Raw genomic sequence first — 18,555 nt, 5'->3', positions numbered from 1 at the left:
TATAATGAAGATAATGGCAATATGTGGTTCAGGTCTCGGTAGTAGTTTTATGGTTGAGATGAATATTAAAAAAGTACTCAAGAAAATTAATGTTGAGGCAGAAGTTGAACATGCAGATTTATCCTCTGCTACTCCGGGTGCGGCAGACTTATTTGTCATGGCAAAAGATATTGCTGCCAGCGCCAGTGTGCCTGAACAACAACTGTTAGTCATCAACAATATTATTGACATTAACGAACTTGAAACAAAGCTCACGGCTTATTTTTCAGATCGCTAACTGACCAGTATAAGTGAGGCATATATGTTTCTTTCTGGAATACTCAGTTTTATTGTCGACATACTCAAGGTGCCTTCCATTCTGGTTGGTGTCGTGGCATTAATTGGTTTGCTGGCACAGAAAAAATCATTTTCAGATACAGTAAAAGGTACCATTAAAACTATTCTTGGTTTTATTGTTCTGGCTGGAGGTGCATCAGTATTATTAACCTCGTTAAATCCACTGGGCGGTATGTTTGAACATGCATTCAATATTCAGGGGATAATCCCAAACAATGAAGCGGTTGTCTCTATTGCTCTGGAAAAATATGGTGCCTCCACTGCACTTATTATGGCGTTTGGTATGGTGGCAAACATTATCATCGCCCGTTTTACCCGTCTGAAATACATCTTTCTGACTGGGCATCATACATTTTATATGGCGTGTATGATAAGCGTGATTCTCACCGTAGCCGGGTTTGAAGGTGTGGGGCTGGTATTTACTGGCGCATTGACACTGGGGTTGGTCATGGCCTTTTTCCCGGCGCTGGCTCAACGTTATATGCAAAAGATCACCGGAAACGATGAAATCGCTTTCGGTCATTTTGGCACATTGGGTTATGTGTTATCCGGGTGGATTGGCAGCAAATGTGGTAAAGGCTCTCGCTCGACGGAAGAGATGAATTTGCCGAAAAACCTCAGTTTCTTACGTGACAGCTCCATCTCTATTTCTCTGACCATGATTGTTATTTACATGATCCTCGCTATTTGTGCCGGGCAAGGGTATGTCGAAACGCAACTCAGTAGCGGTCAGAACTTCCTGGTGTACTCCATCATTCAGGCCATTACTTTCGCGGCAGGTGTTTTCATTATTTTGCAAGGGGTACGCCTGATTCTGGCGGAGATTGTGCCCGCATTTACCGGGTTTTCCGAAAAACTGGTCCCCAATGCTCGCCCGGCACTGGATTGCCCGGTGGTTTATCCCTATGCACCTAATGCGGTACTGATAGGGTTTCTGTTCAGCTTCCTGGGTGGCCTTGTTGGGTTATTTTTACTGGGGCAGTTCAAGTTAGTGTTGATTCTGCCCGGAGTCGTGCCGCATTTCTTTACCGGTGCTACAGCTGGTGTTTTTGGTAACGCTACCGGTGGGCGCCGTGGTGCCATGTTGGGCGCGTTTGCCAACGGCCTGTTGATTACTTTTCTTCCGGTTCTGCTGCTGCCAGTTCTGGGGGCGCTGGGGTTTGCCAACACCACATTCTCCGATGCGGACTTTGGCGTGATTGGTATTCTGCTGGGTAACCTGGCACGTTATTTTTCTCCGGGCATCATTATGGGCCTGGTTGTAGCGTTGTTTGCCCTGCTGGTGGTTTTCAATTACCTGGTGAAAAACAAACACAAGGAAAACAGCGCAGTAGATAACCGTGGAGGTTCGAATGGCTTCAGTAAATGAAATCACGACGTTTGCCCGGCGCATTCGCATTGAAACCTTACGGGCATTGAATCATTTAGGGTTTGGGCATTATGGCGGGAGCATGTCTGTGGTTGAGACGCTGGCAGTGTTGTACGGTGATGTTATGCGTACAGACCCACAGCACCCGGACTGGCCGGAACGGGATTACTTTGTGTTATCTAAAGGACATGCCGGGCCGGCACTTTACAGTACGCTGGCACTTAAAGGGTATTTCCCGGTTTCGCAGTTACTGACGCTCAATGAAAACGGCACCCATTTCCCCAGCCACCCGGACAGGTTAAAAACCCGTGGCGTTGATGCCACTACCGGTTCACTGGGGCAAGGCGTTTCCATTGCCGGAGGTATTGCACTGGCACATCAACTGGCCGGGAAAACTAACCGGGTGTTCTGCATTGTGGGCGATGGAGAACTGAATGAAGGACAGTGCTGGGAAGCATTTCAGTTTATTGCCCACCATAAGCTCAATAACTTGTTGCTGTTTGTTGACTGGAATAAGCAGCAACTGGACGGGCCGCTGAGTGAAATCATTAGTCCCGGAGATCTAAGCGCAAAATTTCGGGCATTTGGTTTCGTGGTGACTCAGGTTAAAGGGGACGACATTGCCGGATTACAGGCCGCCATTGCGCCGGTTTCTTCACCTGGCGATGCCCCGCGAGTGGTTATCCTGGACAGTAAAAAAGGCCAGGGGGTACCGTATCTGGAAGCATTGCCGAACTCACATCATTTGCGGTTAACCCCTGAGATGCGTGCAGCACTTGAGCGTGAGCTGGCGCAACTGGAGGTGATGCATGATTAAACTGGCACCTATGGGTGAGCAAGACAGTATCGAAATGCGCAAAGTCTATTCTGGTTTTGTCCGTGAGCAAATAAAGCAGAATAGTGGCATCATCGCGCTGGAAGCAGACCTGATGAGCTCTATGTCTATGGATACTGTGCAGGCTGAGTTTCCCCAGGATGTGATTAACTGTGGGATTATGGAAGCCAATGTGATTGGTACCGCTGCAGGGTTATCGCTGGCCGGGCGCAAGCCTTTTGTGCATACCTTTACCGCGTTCGCCAGCCGCCGCTGTTTTGACCAGTTGTTTATGGCTCTGGATTACCAGCGCAATAACGTGAAGGTGATAGCGTCGGATGCCGGTGTTACCGCCTGCCACAACGGGGGCACGCACATGTCATTCGAAGATATGGGGATTGTGCGTGGCCTGGCGCATGCTGTTGTGCTGGAAGTGACAGACAGCGTGATGTTCAATGACATACTGCACCAGCTTATCGGGCTCGATGGGTTTTACTGGGTGCGCACTATTCGCAAACAGGCCCGGCGCATTTACGAGCCCGGCACCACATTTACCATTGGCAAAGGAAATGTTTTACGGGAAGGGCGTGATATTACGCTGATAGCCAATGGGATTATGGTTGCAGAGGCGCTGGATGCGGCAACGATACTGGCACACCAGGGCGTGGACGCAGCGGTAATTGATATGTTCACCCTGAAGCCGATAGACCGCATGCTGGTAAAAAATTATGCGGAGAAAACCGGGCGGGTGGTGACTTGTGAAAACCATAATATTCACAATGGGCTGGGTTCGGCTGTGGCGGAAGTATTAAGCGAGACGTGTCCGGTATCTTTGCGGCGGGTCGGAGTAAAAGACCAGTATGGTCAGGTGGGTACTCAGGACTATCTGCAGCGTACCTACGGGCTGACTTGCGCAGATATTGTTGCTGCTGCGCGTGAATTATTGGAGTAACAGTAGGCGGTTATCAAATAAAAAAAGGCAGCCTTCAGGCTGCCTTTTCACACGGCTTTCAACAACTCATTAATTTTGTTGAGAAGACTGAATGGCGGTCAGTGCGATAGTGTAAACAATATCGTCTACCAGCGCGCCACGGGACAAGTCGTTAACCGGTTTGCGCATACCCTGCAGCATCGGCCCAATAGAAATCAGGTCGGCAGAACGCTGAACCGCTTTATAAGTGGTGTTACCCGTGTTCAGGTCTGGGAAGATAAACACGGTGGCACGGCCAGCAACCGGAGAGTTCGGTGCTTTGGACTTCGCCACATCAGCCATAACAGCTGCGTCGTATTGCAGCGGCCCATCGATAACCAGATCCGGGCGTTTTTCCTGAGCCAGGCGAGTTGCTTCACGAACTTTCTCAACATCGCTACCGGCACCAGAGTTACCCGTAGAGTAGGAAAGCATTGCAACGCGCGGTTCAATACCGAAAGCAATTGCAGAATCAGCAGACTGAATTGCGATTTCAGCCAGTTGTTCGGCAGTCGGATCCGGGTTGATTGCGCAGTCACCGTAAACATAAACCTGTTCCGGCAGCAACATGAAGAAAACAGAAGAAACCAGTGAGCTGCCTGGTGCTGTTTTAATCAACTGCAGCGGCGGGCGAATGGTGTTGGCAGTGGTGTGAACCGCACCAGATACCAGACCATCAACTTCATCCTGTTCCAGCATCAGAGTACCCAGAACAACGTTGTCTTCCAGTTGTTCACGGGCAACAGCTTCGGTCATACCTTTGTTTTTACGCAGTTCAACCAGGCGCGGTACATAGCTTTCACGTACTACATCCGGGTCAACGATTTCGATACCTGCGCCCAGTTCAACGCCCTGAGAGGCTGCAACACGGTTCACTTCTTCCGGGTTACCTAACAGGATACAGGTGGCGATACCACGATCAGCACAGATAGATGCCGCTTTAATGGTACGCGGTTCATCACCTTCCGGCAGCACGATACGTTTACCGGCTTTACGTGCCAGTTCAGTTAACTGGTAACGGAAGGCTGGCGGAGACAGGCGGCGGCTGCGTTCAGAAGTTGCAGTCAGGGACTCAATCCAGTCGCTGCTGATGTGGCTGGCAACGTATTCCTGAACTTTCTCAACACGCTCATGGTCGTCTGCCGGTACTTCGAGGTTGAAGCTCTGCAGGCTTAAAGAGGTCTGCCAGGTGTTGGTATTCACCATGAATACTGGCAGGCCAGTGGCGAAAGCACGTTCACACAATTTGCCAATGCGTTCGTCCATTTCGTAACCGCCAGTCAGCAGCAGTGCGCCAATTTCAACGCCATTCATGGCGGCCAGGCAGGCTGCAACCAAAACGTCAGGGCGATCAGCAGAAGTCACCAGCAGTGAACCCGGACGAAAATGTTCCAGCATATGAGGAATGCTGCGGGCACAGAAAGTCACGGATTTCACACGGCGGGTATTGATGTCACCTTCGTTGATAATGGTGGCATTCAGGTGTTTCGCCATGTCGATAGCGCGAGTCGCAATCAGATCAAAGCTCCACGGAATACCGCCGAGAACAGGCAGCGGGCTTTTCTCTGCCAGAACTTTGGCATCGATGCTGACCACTTTGGCTTTGCTGGAGTCATCGAAGATTTCAGACAGGTCAGGACGGGTACGACCTTGTTCATCAACCGGCGCATTCAGTTTGTTAACAATCACGCCAGTGATATTGGTATTTTTGCTGCCGCCAAAAGAGTTGTGGGTCAGTTCAATACGTTCCTGAATTTGCTCAACGGTATCGGTACCCTGAGACATAACAAACACTATCTCAGCGTTCAGGGTTTTGGCAATTTCATAGTTCAGTGACTGCGCAAACTGATGTTTACGTGTTGGCACCAAACCTTCAACCAGCACCACTTCCGCATCTTTGGTGTTTTCGTGGTAGCGGGCGATAATCTCTTCCATCAGCACATCTTTCTGGTTGCTGGACAGCAGAGATTCAACATGGTGCATAGTCAGCGGTTCAGCAGCAGTCACGTTGGAGTTGGCACGCACGATAGTGGTGGTCTGATCCGGCGTATTGCCGCCAGTACGAGGCTGAGCGATTGGTTTGAAGACGCTTAAACGAACGCCTTTACGTTCCATAGCACGGATAACACCGAGGCTGACGCTGGTCAGACCTACGCTGGTTCCGGTAGGAATAAGCATAATAGTACGGGACACGTTGAATCCTCTTTCACACTGGCACCTGCAGGCAGGCGCATTGGGAGTGTCGTTAAAACAGCACCGCCAGCGAGGCTGGCGGTGAAGGTATTAAGCAGTCAGGCGAAGCGCGTCTTGCGCGATAACCAGTTCTTCGTTGGTCGGAATGACCATGGCGAGAGTGGTGCCTTCTTTGTTGATGAAACCAGATTTGCCAAAACGGGCAGCCAGGTTACGCTCGTGGTCAACTTCAAAGCCCAGAACGCCCAGTTTAGCCAGAGACAGTTCACGAACCATCGCTGCGTTTTCACCAATACCACCAGTGAACACCACGCCATCCAGACGGCCTTCCATCATTGCGGTGTACGCGCCGATGTATTTCGCCAGACGGTGGCAGTAAACGTCCATGGCGCGTTTTGCGTCATCTTTGGTTTGGTAGTTATCTTCAACATAACGGCAGTCACTGGTGACTTCAGTCAGACCAAGCAGACCAGATTCTTTAGTCAGCAGTTTGTTGATCTGTTCAATGCTCATACCCAGTGTGTCATGCAGATGGAACACGATAGCCGGGTCGATATCACCAGAACGTGTGCCCATGACCAGGCCTTCCAGCGGGGTCAGACCCATGGAGGTATCAACGCATTTCCCGTTACGGATTGCAGAAACAGAACCACCATTGCCCAGATGGCAGGTGATAATGTTCAGTTCTTCAACCGGTTTGTTCAGCATTTTGGCCGCTTCCTGAGTAACATAGAAGTGGCTGGTACCGTGTGCGCCATAACGACGAATGCCGTGCTCTTTGTACAGGCTGTAAGGCAGCGCGTACAGGTAAGATTCCTGCGGCATGGTCTGATGGAACGCGGTGTCGAAAACAGCTACGTTTTTGTTTGCCAGACCAGGGAATGATTTCAGGGCTTCTGCGATACCAATCAGATGCGCCGGGTTATGCAAAGGTGCAAAAGAAGACGCATCTTTGATACCCTGAACAACAGTATCGTCAATGACAACTGATTTGGTGTATTTTTCACCACCGTGAACAATACGGTGACCAATTGCGACCAACTGGGCAGAAAGCTCTGGTTTTTGTGCCAGAATGGTATTAACGATGAAGTTCAACGCTTCGCTGTGCGCTGCGCCGGCACCCAGTGCTGCTTCTTCTTTATTACCGCTCATTTTCCATTTGATGCGCGCTTCTGGCAGGTGGAAACATTCCGCTAAACCAGAGAGGTACTCGTCACCATTAGTTGCATCGATGATTGCGAATTTCAGTGAGGAGCTACCGCAGTTCAGAACCAGTACTAACTTACTCGACATGGAAGTACCTATATTTGATACGTGGCTAAAAAAACGTCAGTGAGTCTCTCATCGTAGCGCAAGATGACGCTGACATTTATGATTAACGTCATGCCTGAAACGTTTTTTGGCACGACGAACAAATATTCATGAGTTTACGCCATTTTCACTTTTTTGCCGCCTGAGTTGGCGCTTATGAAAGTGTGGCAACCGGCAGTTTTCCACTACGGCCTCATGGCGCGGACAGGATAACTGATTGCACCCAAAAATGAAAAATATTTTGAACCTTGTCATTATAAGTTGGTATTTTGCACAAAAATTTGAATTTTTATATGTGAAGTTGAGGTGAAACCATGTCCACACCCGAAAAACGTTCCGTCAGTGGCCTCAGTTTATTTCGTAAGGGGCAGCATTATGCGAAAACGTGGCCCATGGAAAAGCGCCTCGCACCGGTGTTCGTAGAGAATCGCATTATTCGCGCCACCCGGTTTGCTATCCGCTTTATGCCACCGATTGCCGTGTTTACTCTGACCTGGCAAATCGCACTCGGCGGCCAGTTGGGGCCAGCTGTGGCGACAGCATTATTTGCCGTTAGCTTGCCGATGCAGGGCTTATGGTGGTTGGGGAAACGTTCAGTTACACCGTTACCACCCTCCATTCTTAACTGGTTTTATGAAGTGCGCAGCAAGCTTGAAGAAGCCGGCCAGGCACTGGCCCCGGTTGAAGGCAAACCCGATTACCAGGCACTGGCTGACACCCTGAAGCGTGCTTTCAGGCAACTGGATAAAACATTTCTTGATGATTTGTAATCCCGGTTAATTACGCATATAAAGAAGGCAGGTATTTTTTGTGGTTTAACAGAGTTATTTCAGTGCGTTAGCCTGATACAGGAGTTGTGAAATGGAAATGACCAATGCCCAACGGCTTATTCTCTCTAACCAATACAAAATGATGACCCTGCTGGACCCGGATAACGCAGAACGTTATCGCCGCCTGCAAACCATTGTTGAGCGTGGTTTTGGCCTGCAGATGCGTGAACTTGATCGGGAGTTTGGCCAGTTAACGGAAGAAACCTGCCGCACGATTATCGATATCATGGAAATGTACCATGCGTTGCAGGTTTCCTGGGGCAACCTGAAAGATGGCGAAAACATTGATGAACGCCGGGTAACTTTCCTCGGGTTTGATGCCGCTACTGAGGCCCGTTTTCTGAGTTATGTTCGCTTCATGGTGAACACTGAAGGGCGTTATACCCATTTTGATGCAGGTACACATGGGTTTAATGCCCAAACGCCAATGTGGGAAAAATACCTGCGTATGCTCAAAACCTGGCAAAGTTGCCCACGCCAGTACCACCTGAGCAGCAATGAAATCAACCAAATTATTAATGCCTGACAGGAGATACTGTAGTGCAGTGTAAAGGATTTTTGTTCGATTTGGATGGCACGCTGGTTGACTCGTTACCTGCGGTCGAAAGGGCCTGGTGTAGCTGGGGCGACAGGTTTGTCATACCGCATAAGGATATTCTTGATTTCATTCATGGAAAACAGGCAATTACTTCACTGCGGCATTTTATGGCTGGGGCCTCTGAAGAGGATATCCAGCGTGAATTTTACGCGCTGGAAGCGTTAGAAGCATCCGACACTACAGGGATTACAGCCCTGCCAGGGGCGATTGCATTGCTGAATTATTTAGATGCCAACGAAATTCCCTGGGCCATCGTCACATCAGGCTCAGTGCCCGTTGCCAGCGCTCGCCATAGCGCTACTGGTTTGCCCACACCAAAAGTGTTTGTTACTGCAGAGCAGGTCAGCAAAGGGAAGCCTGAGCCAGATCCTTACCTGCTTGGCGCAAAATTACTTGGTTTGCCTGCCTCAGAATGCCTCGTAGTAGAAGATGCTGCGGCTGGGGTGTTGTCTGGCCTGGCTGCGGGTTGCCATGTGGCAGCCGTCAACGTTCCAGGTGATGCTCCCGGGCTTGACCGCGTCGATTTCTGCCTGACCAGCCTTGAACAACTGGTTGTTGAGGTAGTGGCTCCAGGCAAAGTGGTGTTAAAACAGCGCGAATACTGATTTAGCCCGCTATTTATTACACTTTTCTTTTGTACACTAAAACGCCTGAAGCTCTTATTTCAGGCGTTTTTTTACACTGATGTGTTGTCAGCGGACTGGCAATATCCGCATCTCTTCAGCAAACAAGGATAAGTTGTGAACAGCGAACTGATTTGGGTAGTGTGCTTACTGGGCTTTGCTGTTTTTTTCTTTGCCACCGGGAAAATTCGTATGGATGCGGTGGCATTGTTGGTGATTGTCGCTTTTGTACTGAGTGGCACGTTGACGCTGAATGAAGCACTGTCCGGCTTCAGTGACCCGAATGTTGTCCTGATAGCGGCTTTGTTTATTATTGGCGATGGCCTGGTGCGCACCGGTGTGGCGACTGCACTGGGCGCATGGCTGGTAAAAATGGCGGGCAGTAGCGAAACCAAAATGCTGGTGTTACTGATGCTCACCGTGGCGGGGCTTGGGGCTTTTATGAGTTCAACCGGTGTGGTCGCGATTTTCATCCCCGTAGTGCTGAGTGTTTCTGGTCGCATGCAAATTCCTCCCGGCCGTTTGATGATGCCACTGGCATTTGCTGGCCTTATCAGCGGAATGATGACGCTGGTTGCCACACCGCCTAACCTGGTTATCAACAGTGAATTATTGCGCGAAGGCTTACAGGGCTTTCAATTTTTCAGTGTAACGCCCATTGGTCTGGCCGTACTGGTGCTGGGTATCTTCTATATGTTACTGGTGCGTTTTGCGTTTCGTGGCGAAAGTGATGACGGCACGAAAGAGCGCTGGAAACGCCGCACCTTTCGCGACCTGATTAAAGACTACCGGCTGAGTGGGCGCGCCCGTCGCCTGGCTATTCGCCCTGGGTCGCCGCTGATGGGGCGCCGCCTGGATGACCTGAAACTGCGTGAGCATTATGGAGCGAATATTATTGGTGTTGAACGCTGGCGTAAATTCCGCCGGGTTATTGTGAATGTGAATGGGGTTACAGAACTGCGCGACCGTGATGTACTCCTGATTGATATGTCTGCTTCAGATGTCGACTTGCGCCAGTTTTGTGCTGAACAAATGCTGGAGCCCATGATTCTGCGTGGTGAGTATTTTTCTGACCAGGCGCAGGATGTGGGCATGGCTGAAATATCGTTGTTACCGGAATCTGAACTGGCGGCGAAAAGCGTGCGTGAGATTGGCTTTCGTTCACGCTATGGCCTGAATGTTGTAGGTTTGCGACGCGGTGGTGAAGCGATGGATGGCAACATTCTCGATGAGCCCATTCAGTTGGGGGATATCCTGCTGGTGGTGGGAGACTGGAAGCTGATTCGCATTCTTGGCCAGAAAAAACGTGATTTCCTGGTACTGAATTTACCGGTTGAAGAGAGTGTCGCTTCACCTGCACATAGCCAGGCTCCCCATGCCATTTTCTGCCTGGCGCTTATGGTCGCCATGATGCTGACTGATGAAATTCCTAACACGATTGCGGCACTCATCGCCTGCCTGTTGATGGGGAAATTTCGTTGTATTGATGCGCAAAGTGCTTATAAAGCCATTCACTGGCCCAGTATTATTTTAATTGTCGGTATGATGCCATTCGCACTTGCTTTACAGAAAACGGGCGGGGTGGATTTAATTGTGAAGGGCCTGATGGAAGTCGGTGGTGGATATGGGCCTTATATTATGCTGGTATGCCTGTTTGTCATGTGCGCAGCAATTGGGTTATTTATTTCCAATACGGCAACAGCAGTACTGATGGCGCCTATCGCGCTGGCTGCGGCCAAATCAATGGGGGTTTCGCCTTATCCGTTTGCCATGATTGTGGCAATGGCCGCGTCAGCTGCATTTATGACGCCAGTTTCATCCCCAGTAAATACGCTGGTGTTGGGGCCGGGTAATTACCAGTTCAGTGATTTTGTAAAAATTGGGGTTCCCTTTACGCTACTGGTCATGGTGGTGTGTGTGGTGCTGGTACCGGTGTTATTCCCATTCTGATGAGCAGGCAATTTTGCGCCCGGCAGCGATTAGCCGGGCGTAGCCACTCAATACTCAGAGTGGGGTGTCCTGGCTAATTTCATCAAGGGATAAATGAAAACTGGGTACAAATACCCGCATAAAGTATTCCATTTCTTCACTGTGGCGCTCACTGAGCGTCTTCTCAAGCCTGCCTTTCGCCAGTAAAAATTCATTGTTCCCGGCTGAAAGCTCTTCCAGACACTTCAGATAAGCACACAGCGCATCGGCCTGTTTGACAATGTGTTTTTCATCATCGCTATAGTACTGCTCATCCAGCAAAGGAGTAAAAATATCCTGCAGCTCATCAGGGATCATCTGCAATAATTTTTGCTGGGCGATTTTTTCGATGGCTTTATATTCATGGGCAATTTGCGAATTGAAGTATTTGACGGGTGTTGGCAGGTCACCGGTCAGCACTTCGCTGGCATCGTGGTACATTGCCAGTAAAGCAACACGTTCCTGATTCAGCGTCCCGCCAAATTTACGGTTCTTGATAGCGGCCAGCGCATGGGCCACCATCGCCACCTGTAAACTGTGTTCTGACACATTTTCGGTGCGAACATTGCGCATCAGCGGCCAGCGGTTAATTAACTTAAGGCGGGAGAGGTGGGCAAAAAAATGGCTCTGGCTCATGATTCACAATGACCTTCTGTACAAAAGAAGGTCATTGTGTCGCCGCGCCCCCGAAGATGCAATGCTTTTGGCTTGTGGAGACTACTGGTGATAATGCCCAAGGAAACGGCCAAATTTCTCGATAGCCTGTTCCAGTTCATCCACTCGTGGCAGTGTCACGATGCGCACATGGTCCGGCCAGGGCCAGTTAAAAGCCGTTCCCTGAACTAACAGCACTTTTTCCTGTAACAGAAAATCCAGCACCATTTTTTGGTCATCGTGGATATTAAAGCGTTTTGCGTCAATTTTCGGGAACATGTATAACGCCCCGTTGGGTTTAACACAACTCACGCCAGGAATGTCGTTAATTAATTCCCATGCCCGGTTACGTTGTTCATACAACCGCCCACCCGGCACGATAAATTCGCTGATACTCTGGTAGCCACCCAGTGCCGTTTGAATGGCGTGTTGAGCCGGCACATTGGCACACAGACGCATTGAAGCCAGCATTTCCAGACCTTCAATATAACCTTTGGCGTGCTTTTTCGGCCCATTCAGTACCATCCAGCCCTGGCGGAAACCAGCAACCCGGTAGGTTTTTGATAGCCCGTTAAAGGTGACCGTGAGCAAGTCAGGAGCCAGTGCGGCAATAGAGTGGTGTTGTGCATCGTCGTAGAGGATCTTGTCGTAAATCTCATCGGCGAAGATAACCAGATTATGCTGTCGGGCAATCTCAACTATCTCTTTGAGCACATCCAGTGAATACACAGCACCGGTTGGATTATTGGGGTTAATTATCACAATGCCGCGTGTACGCGGTGTGATTTTAGCGCGAATATCGTCCAGATCCGGGAACCAGTCGGCGGATTCGTCACACAGGTAATGCACCGCTTTACCGCTGGAGAGGGAAACAGCAGCAGTCCAGAGTGGGTAGTCAGGTGCGGGAACCAACATTTCGTCGCCGCTGTTCAGTAAGGCCTGCATAGACTGAACAATCAGCTCAGACACCCCATTACCAATATAGATATCTTCAACCGTGACATCCCGCATTCCACGCTGCTGATAGTGCTGCATAATCGCTTTGCGCGCAGAATAAAGCCCTTTGGAATCAGAGTAACCCTGAGATGTGGGAAGATTACGAATTACATCCACCAAAATTTCATCAGGTGCTTCAAAACCAAATGGTGCTGGGTTGCCGATGTTGAGCTTGAGAACTTTGTTGCCTTCTTCTTCGAGGCGTTTCGCTTCTTTCAGAACAGGACCACGGATGTCATAGCAGACGTTATCGAGTTTGCTGGATTTTTCAATAATCGGGGACATGGTACACCTTACTTTGTTTTCGGCGCTTCCTGCCGTGGAAGACCGCTGGCGACAATGTACTCTTCGGCGCTGTACTTTTGAAGGGCAGGAGGAGGCATCTGCATGGATTTTGTTATCTAACACGTTGATAAATAATAATCATGGTCGGTTTTTTATGGTGGCTGCCAGAAGGGTTGTAGTCTAATTAATTGGATTATGGCTATTTTATTGGTATTTAATGTTGACTTTATTAAAATAAAAAGAGTTATTGATTGTCGATAGAAAATTGGCGGGGATATGAATGTTGATTTTTCTTTGTCAATAAAGATAAATGGTAGAAAACAGATAAACAAAAGGTTAAAAAGTTTTAATTAATTGCAGTGCCTTTACGGATAAATGGCGAGCCAGGCGCATCACAGTCTCCAAAAAAACATCTCATCAGCGTTGATTGACCTGCACATTATAATTAATTGATATCAATATGCGTTCAATCTTGTGTATCAAAAATGCCTGGGTATGGTACGGTTATTGAAGAAAAATCAGGTTAACGAGGTGGATCTGATTATTACTGATACTTATTATTATAAGCGCATTGATATCTAAATAGAATTGGGTGAGTTCCTTTTCTATTCTTTGATTAGTCACACTGGTATTATTGCTTTGTTTCGCCAGTACCGTTGTACTTTCACCAGAAATGTCGCGCAGCCTTTACAAACATTACCTTTATTTAATTATTTCCACTGGTACGATGACTGCACTCTCGGTATCTTGTACCAGGTACATTGCCCGGTGAACAGGCATTTTACCCGGAACATTTTGCAGCCAATGCGTAAAAGCCTAAAGGTAAGCAAAGCAAATAGCTCCTGTTGAAGGCAAAGCAAAGCTTTACTACCGCCCATAGAGTGTGAAAGCTTCATAAATTCGTAATACATAATTAACTACGAAATGAAAACTCGGTGGGTTTTTATCTGGCAGGAAGCCAAGTTCAAATGGAATTGCTTTGTTGTTTCACTCACATAGCAAAAGACAAGGGCACTCAGTTATGAGCCCCGGATAGTGAATCATTATGATAAATTCTACTCGCACGATACTAAACCTTGACCTCGATCTCCTCAGGACGTTTGTTGCCGTAGCGGATTTAAATACTTTTGCTGCGGCCGCTCTGGCTGTTTCGCGTACGCAATCTGCTGTCAGTCAACAGATGCAGCGCCTGGAACAATTGGTTGGCAAAGAATTATTTGTCCGCCACGGGCGTAATAAACTCCTGACCGAACATGGTATTCAACTGCTGGGGTACGCCCGTAAAATATTACGTTTTAATGATGAAGCCTGTATGTCACTGTTATTCAGTAATATTCAGGGAAAACTGTCTCTGGGGGCGTCAGACGAGTCTGCAGATACGTTGCTTGCATTTTTACTGGACAGAATAAGCCTTGTTTACCCAAAGCTTACTCTGGATATCTGTGTAAAACGCAATCCTTATATCGTTGAAATGCTCAATAGCCAGGAACTGGATCTTATTCTGACTACTTCTGCGCCAGAGTGGGCTGAATCTTTTGTTATACGGCGTTCCCCTACTTTGTGGTATTGCTCGGCTGATTTTATTTTCCCGGCTGGTGAGCCTGTGCCGCTGGTGGTTCTCGACGAGCCAGGTTCTTACAGGGATATGATTTTTAAACACCTGGAGCATGCACAAGTTGATTATCGTGTGGCTTATGTTGCTTCAACGCTGGCGGCAGTGCGGGCAGCGGTAAAAGCCGGGTTGGGAGTAACCGCCAGGCCTGCGGAAATGATGGGGCCAGAGCTGCGCGTGCTGGTTGATACTGACGGGTTGCCCACACTGCCAGATACCGAATACAGCGTTTGCCATAACGGCAAAAAAGAAAATGAATTAGTGCAAACACTGTTCCACACACTCAAAGATTATCGGAGCTCGTGGCACTACACGCAACCCCTTGATGGGGAAAAGCAGTTGCAGGATAACGCGCTTCCTGGCTAATTCTTACTTTGTAATAAAAAGCTTTTAAGGCAAATTCTGCTTTGAAAGCTTTTTTTTTACCCATCATTTTTGCCTGTCCAGGCAATCTCTGGAAAAAACCATTATAAAAACAGGGCTGTTGTTTATTTTTTTGCTCAATTAAGATAGTTTCGTGCAGGTAGCAAAATCTGTGGCTATGTTAAATATTGGCGGGGTATTGTTGCTGATTTATTGGCTGAATTAACAAAAGCGTGTCTCAGATCAAGAAAATTCCCGTTCCGGGGGGGAGGAATCCCGGTAATTTCCTGCCAGAATAAAGGGGCATCGCAGGCCATACCATGAACGGACTCGATTCAACAGTATGAATATTCATCAGTTGACAGGGAAAGACGACGACCTGAGCATTAAATGTTAAGGCTCGTAGTTAAATGTAAACTAATGTGATGATACTTTTGTTAAAGTTGACAAAAGGTTATGAAAAGGAGTAAAAAACCACAGCGTCAGGCTGGTCATAAGAAAATCATAGCAGCCTGTGTCAGGTTTTCTGTTCCTCCCCATGAATCGATGTGGTGAATCTCTGTGAACCTGTGCAGAGGCCGGTTTACCACTTTTGATGAGTAAGCAATGAGTATGTCGACATCCACTGAAATCATCGCTCATCACTGGGCATTTGCAATTTTCTTTATCGTAGCATTGGGCCTTTGCGCTTTTATGCTGGTTGGTGGCTGGTTACTGGGCGGCAGAGCCCGGGCCCGTTACAAAAACACACCGTTCGAATCGGGTATCGATTCCGTTGGGTCCGCCCGGTTGCGCCTCTCAGCGAAGTTCTATCTGGTCGCCATGTTCTTCGTCATCTTTGATGTTGAAGCACTCTATCTTTATGCCTGGTCAACCTCGATTCGCGAAAGCGGATGGGTAGGTTTTGTCGAGGCTGCCATTTTCATTTTAGTGCTGCTGGCAGGTCTGGTTTATCTGGTGCGTATTGGTGCACTGGACTGGACGCCTGCACGTTCCCGTCGCCAGATGATTAACCCGGAAACTGACAGCCACACTAGTCAACGCTAACTGCGAGGCAATAAGATGGATTATACGCTCACCCGCATAGATCCCAACGGTGAGAACGACCGTTACCCCCTTCAAAAACAGGAGATTGTTACTGATCCCCTGGAGCAGCATGTTCATCGCAGTGTTTATCTGGGCAAACTGGAAAATGCATTGCACGACATGGTCAACTGGGGGCGTAAAAACTCAATTTGGCCTTATAACTTTGGCCTTTCCTGCTGTTATGTAGAAATGGTGACCTCTTTCACTGCCGTGCATGATGTCGCGCGTTTCGGGGCGGAAGTATTACGTGCTTCTCCTCGTCAGGCGGATCTGATGGTTGTGGCTGGTACCTGCTTCACCAAAATGGCACCGGTTATCCAACGCCTGTATGACCAAATGCTCGAACCTAAATGGGTTATCTCCATGGGGGCTTGTGCCAACTCTGGTGGCATGTACGATATTTACTCAGTAGTGCAGGGCGTGGATAAATTTTTGCCCGTCGATGTGTACATTCCGGGTTGCCCGCCGCGTCCTGAAGCCTATATGCAGGCGCTGATGCTGTTGCAGGAGTCCATCGGAAAAGAACGTCGCCCATTGTCCTGGGTTGTTGGTGACCAGGGGGTTTATCGCGCCAATATGCAATCCGAGCGTGAACGCAAACGCGGTGAGCGTATTGCGGTGAAAAACCTGCGTACACCGGACGAAATTTAAAAGAACAGCGAAATGTGGCATTTTTTTGCATATCAATAATTAATAGCGCAACGCCACATTTCGGTCACCAAAAAACCATTTGCAATGGTGAACAATATGACCGATTTAACCACGCAAGAGGCGGTTTTACCCGTCTGGCAAACCAGGGATCACTTGGATGATCCGGTCATTGGCGAATTGCGTAACCGTTTTGGGCCAGATGCCTTTACTGTGCAGGCAACGCGTACCGGTGTACCGGTAGTTTGGGTGAAGCGTGAACAGTTACTCGAAGTTGGCGATTTCCTGAAAAAACTGCCTCAGCCTTATGTCATGCTGTTTGACTTGCATGGCATGGATGAGCGCCTCAGAACTCATCGTGAAGGTTTGCCTGCTGCGGACTTCTCCGTTTTCTATCACTTAATTTCCATTGACCGTAACCGCGACATTATGTTGAAGGTGGCGCTGGTGGAAAATGATATGACGGTACCCACATTCACCAGCCTGTTCCCGAATGCCAACTGGTATGAACGTGAAACCTGGGAAATGTTTGGCATAACGTTCAGTGGTCACCCAAACCTGCGCCGTATCCTGATGCCGCCTACCTGGTCTGGTCACCCGCTGCGTAAAGATTACCCGGCCCGTGCGACCGAGTTTGATCCGTTTGAACTGACCAAACAGAAAGAAGACCTGGAAATGGAAGCGCTGACTTTCAAACCCGAAGACTGGGGAATGAAGCGCGGCACGGAAAATGAAGATTTCATGTTTCTGAACCTCGGGCCAAACCATCCATCCGCGCATGGTGCGTTTCGCATTATTTTGCAACTCGATGGCGAAGAAATTGTTAACTGTGTTCCTGACATTGGTTACCACCACCGCGGTGCGGAAAAAATGGGTGAGCGCCAGTCATGGCACAGCTACATTCCCTACACCGACCGTATTGAATACCTGGGCGGTTGTGTTAACGAAATGCCTTATGTGCTGGCAGTGGAGAAACTTGCCGGTATAACAGTGCCTGATCGCGTTAACGTGATTCGCGTTATGCTGTCTGAGCTGTTCCGCATTAACAGCCACTTACTGTATATCTCCACGTTTATTCAGGACGTGGGCGCCATGACGCCGGTGTTCTTCGCCTTTACTGACCGCCAGAAAATCTACGATTTAGTTGAAGCCATCACCGGTTTCCGTATGCACCCGGCCTGGTTCCGTATTGGTGGTGTGGCGCATGACCTGCCTCGTGGCTGGGATCGTTTACTGCGTGAATTCCTTGACTGGATGCCAAAGCGCCTGCTCAGCTATGAAAAAGCCGCGCTGCGTAACACCATTCTTAAAGGACGTTCGCAGGGGGTTGCTGCCTACGGCGCGAAAGAAGCGCTGGCCTGGGGCACAACAGGTGCCGGGTTACGCGCCACCGGGATTGATTTCGACGTCCGTAAAGCCCGCCCTTACTCCGGATACGAAAACTTCGATTTTGAAGTTCCGGTTGGTGGTGGTGTGAGCGACTGCTACACCCGTGTCATGCTTAAGGTTGAAGAGTTGCGCCAGAGTCTGCGTATTCTGGAACAGTGCCTGAACAATATGCCGGAAGGGCCGTTTAAAGCGGATCACCCGCTGACAACGCCGCCGCCAAAAGAGCGCACGTTGCAACATATCGAAACCCTGATCACCCACTTCCTGCAGGTATCCTGGGGCCCGGTAATGCCGGCCAATGAATCCTTCCAGATGATCGAAGCAACGAAGGGGATAAACAGTTACTACCTGACCAGTGATGGCAGCACGATGAGCTACCGTACCCGTGTACGCACGCCAAGTTTTGCTCACCTGCAACAGATCCCGTCGGTTATCCGCGGCAGTCTGGTTTCTGACCTGATTGTGTATCTGGGGAGTATCGATTTTGTTATGTCAGATGTGGACCGCTAA

General features: G+C 49.0%; 16 protein-coding genes. 12 read left to right on the top strand and 4 right to left on the bottom strand.

What is annotated here, in order from left to right; translation table 11 throughout:
• Positions 1-4: 4 nt before the first annotated feature.
• The 4 genes from MPHASIOC01_RS13180 to MPHASIOC01_RS13165 are packed head-to-tail and all read left to right on the top strand — an operon-like array spanning position 5 to position 3,471.
• Entirely contained in the window at positions 5-277 is a 273-nt protein-coding gene (locus MPHASIOC01_RS13180) for a PTS sugar transporter subunit IIB (RefSeq protein WP_064595219.1), read from the top strand.
• A 24-nt stretch (positions 278-301) separates the two neighbouring features.
• Entirely contained in the window at positions 302-1,705 is a 1,404-nt protein-coding gene (locus MPHASIOC01_RS13175; protein ID WP_064595217.1) for a PTS ascorbate transporter subunit IIC, read from the top strand.
• Positions 1,689-2,522: a transketolase gene (locus MPHASIOC01_RS13170; RefSeq protein ID WP_064595214.1), complete on the top strand. Its 834-nt coding sequence runs from the start codon at positions 1,689-1,691 to the stop codon at positions 2,520-2,522. Before MPHASIOC01_RS13175 ends, MPHASIOC01_RS13170 begins: the two co-directional genes overlap by 17 nt.
• Entirely contained in the window at positions 2,515-3,471 is a 957-nt protein-coding gene (locus MPHASIOC01_RS13165; protein WP_064595212.1) for a transketolase family protein, read from the top strand. Before MPHASIOC01_RS13170 ends, MPHASIOC01_RS13165 begins: the two co-directional genes overlap by 8 nt.
• A gap of 69 nt (positions 3,472-3,540) precedes the next feature.
• Here the strand turns inward: MPHASIOC01_RS13165 and pta are convergent, their stop codons facing one another.
• Together pta and ackA are read right to left on the bottom strand one after the other, a co-directional pair.
• The gene (pta, locus tag MPHASIOC01_RS13160; protein ID WP_353614835.1) at positions 3,541-5,682 is read right to left on the bottom strand and encodes a phosphate acetyltransferase; all 2,142 of its coding nucleotides are present in this window, start codon (positions 5,680-5,682) and stop codon (positions 3,541-3,543) included.
• 90 nt (positions 5,683-5,772) lie between these two features.
• Positions 5,773-6,975: an acetate kinase gene (gene ackA, locus MPHASIOC01_RS13155; protein WP_064595207.1), complete on the bottom strand. Its 1,203-nt coding sequence runs from the start codon at positions 6,973-6,975 to the stop codon at positions 5,773-5,775.
• Between the two features lie 332 nt (positions 6,976-7,307).
• Between ackA and yfbV the strand changes: the two genes are divergently transcribed.
• From yfbV to MPHASIOC01_RS13135, 4 genes are all read left to right on the top strand, one after another.
• Positions 7,308-7,763, top strand: coding sequence for a terminus macrodomain insulation protein YfbV (gene yfbV, locus MPHASIOC01_RS13150; RefSeq protein ID WP_036116007.1), 456 nt, complete (start codon positions 7,308-7,310; stop codon positions 7,761-7,763).
• A 91-nt stretch (positions 7,764-7,854) separates the two neighbouring features.
• On the top strand, positions 7,855-8,349 hold the full coding sequence (locus tag MPHASIOC01_RS13145; RefSeq protein ID WP_036116005.1) for a YfbU family protein: 495 nt from the start codon (positions 7,855-7,857) through the stop codon (positions 8,347-8,349).
• A 14-nt stretch (positions 8,350-8,363) separates the two neighbouring features.
• Positions 8,364-9,026 carry a sugar phosphatase gene (locus MPHASIOC01_RS13140; protein WP_353614834.1) on the top strand — a complete coding sequence of 221 codons (663 nt, stop codon included), beginning with the start codon at positions 8,364-8,366 and terminating at the stop codon, positions 9,024-9,026.
• Between the two features lie 135 nt (positions 9,027-9,161).
• A complete protein-coding gene (locus tag MPHASIOC01_RS13135) occupies positions 9,162-10,994 on the top strand; it encodes an SLC13 family permease (protein ID WP_064595201.1) in 1,833 nt (610 codons plus the stop codon).
• 54 nt (positions 10,995-11,048) lie between these two features.
• Here the strand turns inward: MPHASIOC01_RS13135 and yfbR are convergent, their stop codons facing one another.
• Positions 11,049-11,648: a 5'-deoxynucleotidase gene (yfbR, locus tag MPHASIOC01_RS13130; protein ID WP_036115998.1), complete on the bottom strand. Its 600-nt coding sequence runs from the start codon at positions 11,646-11,648 to the stop codon at positions 11,049-11,051.
• An 81-nt stretch (positions 11,649-11,729) separates the two neighbouring features.
• Complete coding sequence (locus MPHASIOC01_RS13125) at positions 11,730-12,947, bottom strand: pyridoxal phosphate-dependent aminotransferase (RefSeq protein WP_064595196.1); 1,218 nt, start codon at positions 12,945-12,947, stop codon at positions 11,730-11,732.
• Positions 12,948-13,992: 1,045 nt separating this feature from the next.
• Between MPHASIOC01_RS13125 and MPHASIOC01_RS13120 the strand changes: the two genes are divergently transcribed.
• The 4 genes from MPHASIOC01_RS13120 (at position 13,993) to nuoC (ending at position 18,555) form a co-directional block, all read left to right on the top strand.
• Entirely contained in the window at positions 13,993-14,925 is a 933-nt protein-coding gene (locus MPHASIOC01_RS13120) for a LysR family transcriptional regulator (protein WP_064595194.1), read from the top strand.
• Positions 14,926-15,528: 603 nt separating this feature from the next.
• A complete protein-coding gene (nuoA, locus tag MPHASIOC01_RS13115) occupies positions 15,529-15,969 on the top strand; it encodes an NADH-quinone oxidoreductase subunit NuoA (RefSeq protein WP_064595190.1) in 441 nt (146 codons plus the stop codon).
• 15 nt (positions 15,970-15,984) lie between these two features.
• Positions 15,985-16,659 carry an NADH-quinone oxidoreductase subunit NuoB gene (nuoB, locus tag MPHASIOC01_RS13110; RefSeq protein ID WP_036115987.1) on the top strand — a complete coding sequence of 225 codons (675 nt, stop codon included), beginning with the start codon at positions 15,985-15,987 and terminating at the stop codon, positions 16,657-16,659.
• A gap of 84 nt (positions 16,660-16,743) precedes the next feature.
• Positions 16,744-18,555, top strand: a complete 1,812-nt coding sequence (gene nuoC / locus MPHASIOC01_RS13105) for an NADH-quinone oxidoreductase subunit C/D (protein WP_156518985.1) — start codon at positions 16,744-16,746, stop codon at positions 18,553-18,555.

The sequence above is a fragment of the Mangrovibacter phragmitis genome (genome assembly GCF_040429585.1).
In the GTDB taxonomy this organism is placed as follows: Bacteria; Pseudomonadota; Gammaproteobacteria; order Enterobacterales; family Enterobacteriaceae; genus Mangrovibacter; species Mangrovibacter phragmitis.
The sequence above is the reverse complement of the archived record's forward strand: the minus strand, read 5'-3'. Positions and strand labels throughout refer to the sequence as shown.

What these genes read in the sequence shown, in the direction of transcription:
- MPHASIOC01_RS13180 (WP_064595219.1), top strand. Translation starts at nt 5, where the DNA reads ATGAAGATAATGGCAATATGTGGTTCAGGTCTCGGTAGTAGTTTTATG.
- MPHASIOC01_RS13125 (WP_064595196.1), bottom strand. Translation starts at nt 12,947, where the DNA reads ATGTCCCCGATTATTGAAAAATCCAGCAAACTCGATAACGTCTGCTAT.
- MPHASIOC01_RS13120 (WP_064595194.1), top strand. Translation starts at nt 13,993, where the DNA reads ATGATAAATTCTACTCGCACGATACTAAACCTTGACCTCGATCTCCTC.
- MPHASIOC01_RS13175 (WP_064595217.1), top strand. Translation starts at nt 302, where the DNA reads ATGTTTCTTTCTGGAATACTCAGTTTTATTGTCGACATACTCAAGGTG.
- MPHASIOC01_RS13145 (WP_036116005.1), top strand. Translation starts at nt 7,855, where the DNA reads ATGGAAATGACCAATGCCCAACGGCTTATTCTCTCTAACCAATACAAA.
- MPHASIOC01_RS13170 (WP_064595214.1), top strand. Translation starts at nt 1,689, where the DNA reads ATGGCTTCAGTAAATGAAATCACGACGTTTGCCCGGCGCATTCGCATT.
- MPHASIOC01_RS13165 (WP_064595212.1), top strand. Translation starts at nt 2,515, where the DNA reads ATGATTAAACTGGCACCTATGGGTGAGCAAGACAGTATCGAAATGCGC.
- ackA (WP_064595207.1), bottom strand. Translation starts at nt 6,975, where the DNA reads ATGTCGAGTAAGTTAGTACTGGTTCTGAACTGCGGTAGCTCCTCACTG.
- yfbR (WP_036115998.1), bottom strand. Translation starts at nt 11,648, where the DNA reads ATGAGCCAGAGCCATTTTTTTGCCCACCTCTCCCGCCTTAAGTTAATT.
- yfbV (WP_036116007.1), top strand. Translation starts at nt 7,308, where the DNA reads ATGTCCACACCCGAAAAACGTTCCGTCAGTGGCCTCAGTTTATTTCGT.
- nuoB (WP_036115987.1), top strand. Translation starts at nt 15,985, where the DNA reads ATGGATTATACGCTCACCCGCATAGATCCCAACGGTGAGAACGACCGT.
- nuoC (WP_156518985.1), top strand. Translation starts at nt 16,744, where the DNA reads ATGGTGAACAATATGACCGATTTAACCACGCAAGAGGCGGTTTTACCC.
- nuoA (WP_064595190.1), top strand. Translation starts at nt 15,529, where the DNA reads ATGAGTATGTCGACATCCACTGAAATCATCGCTCATCACTGGGCATTT.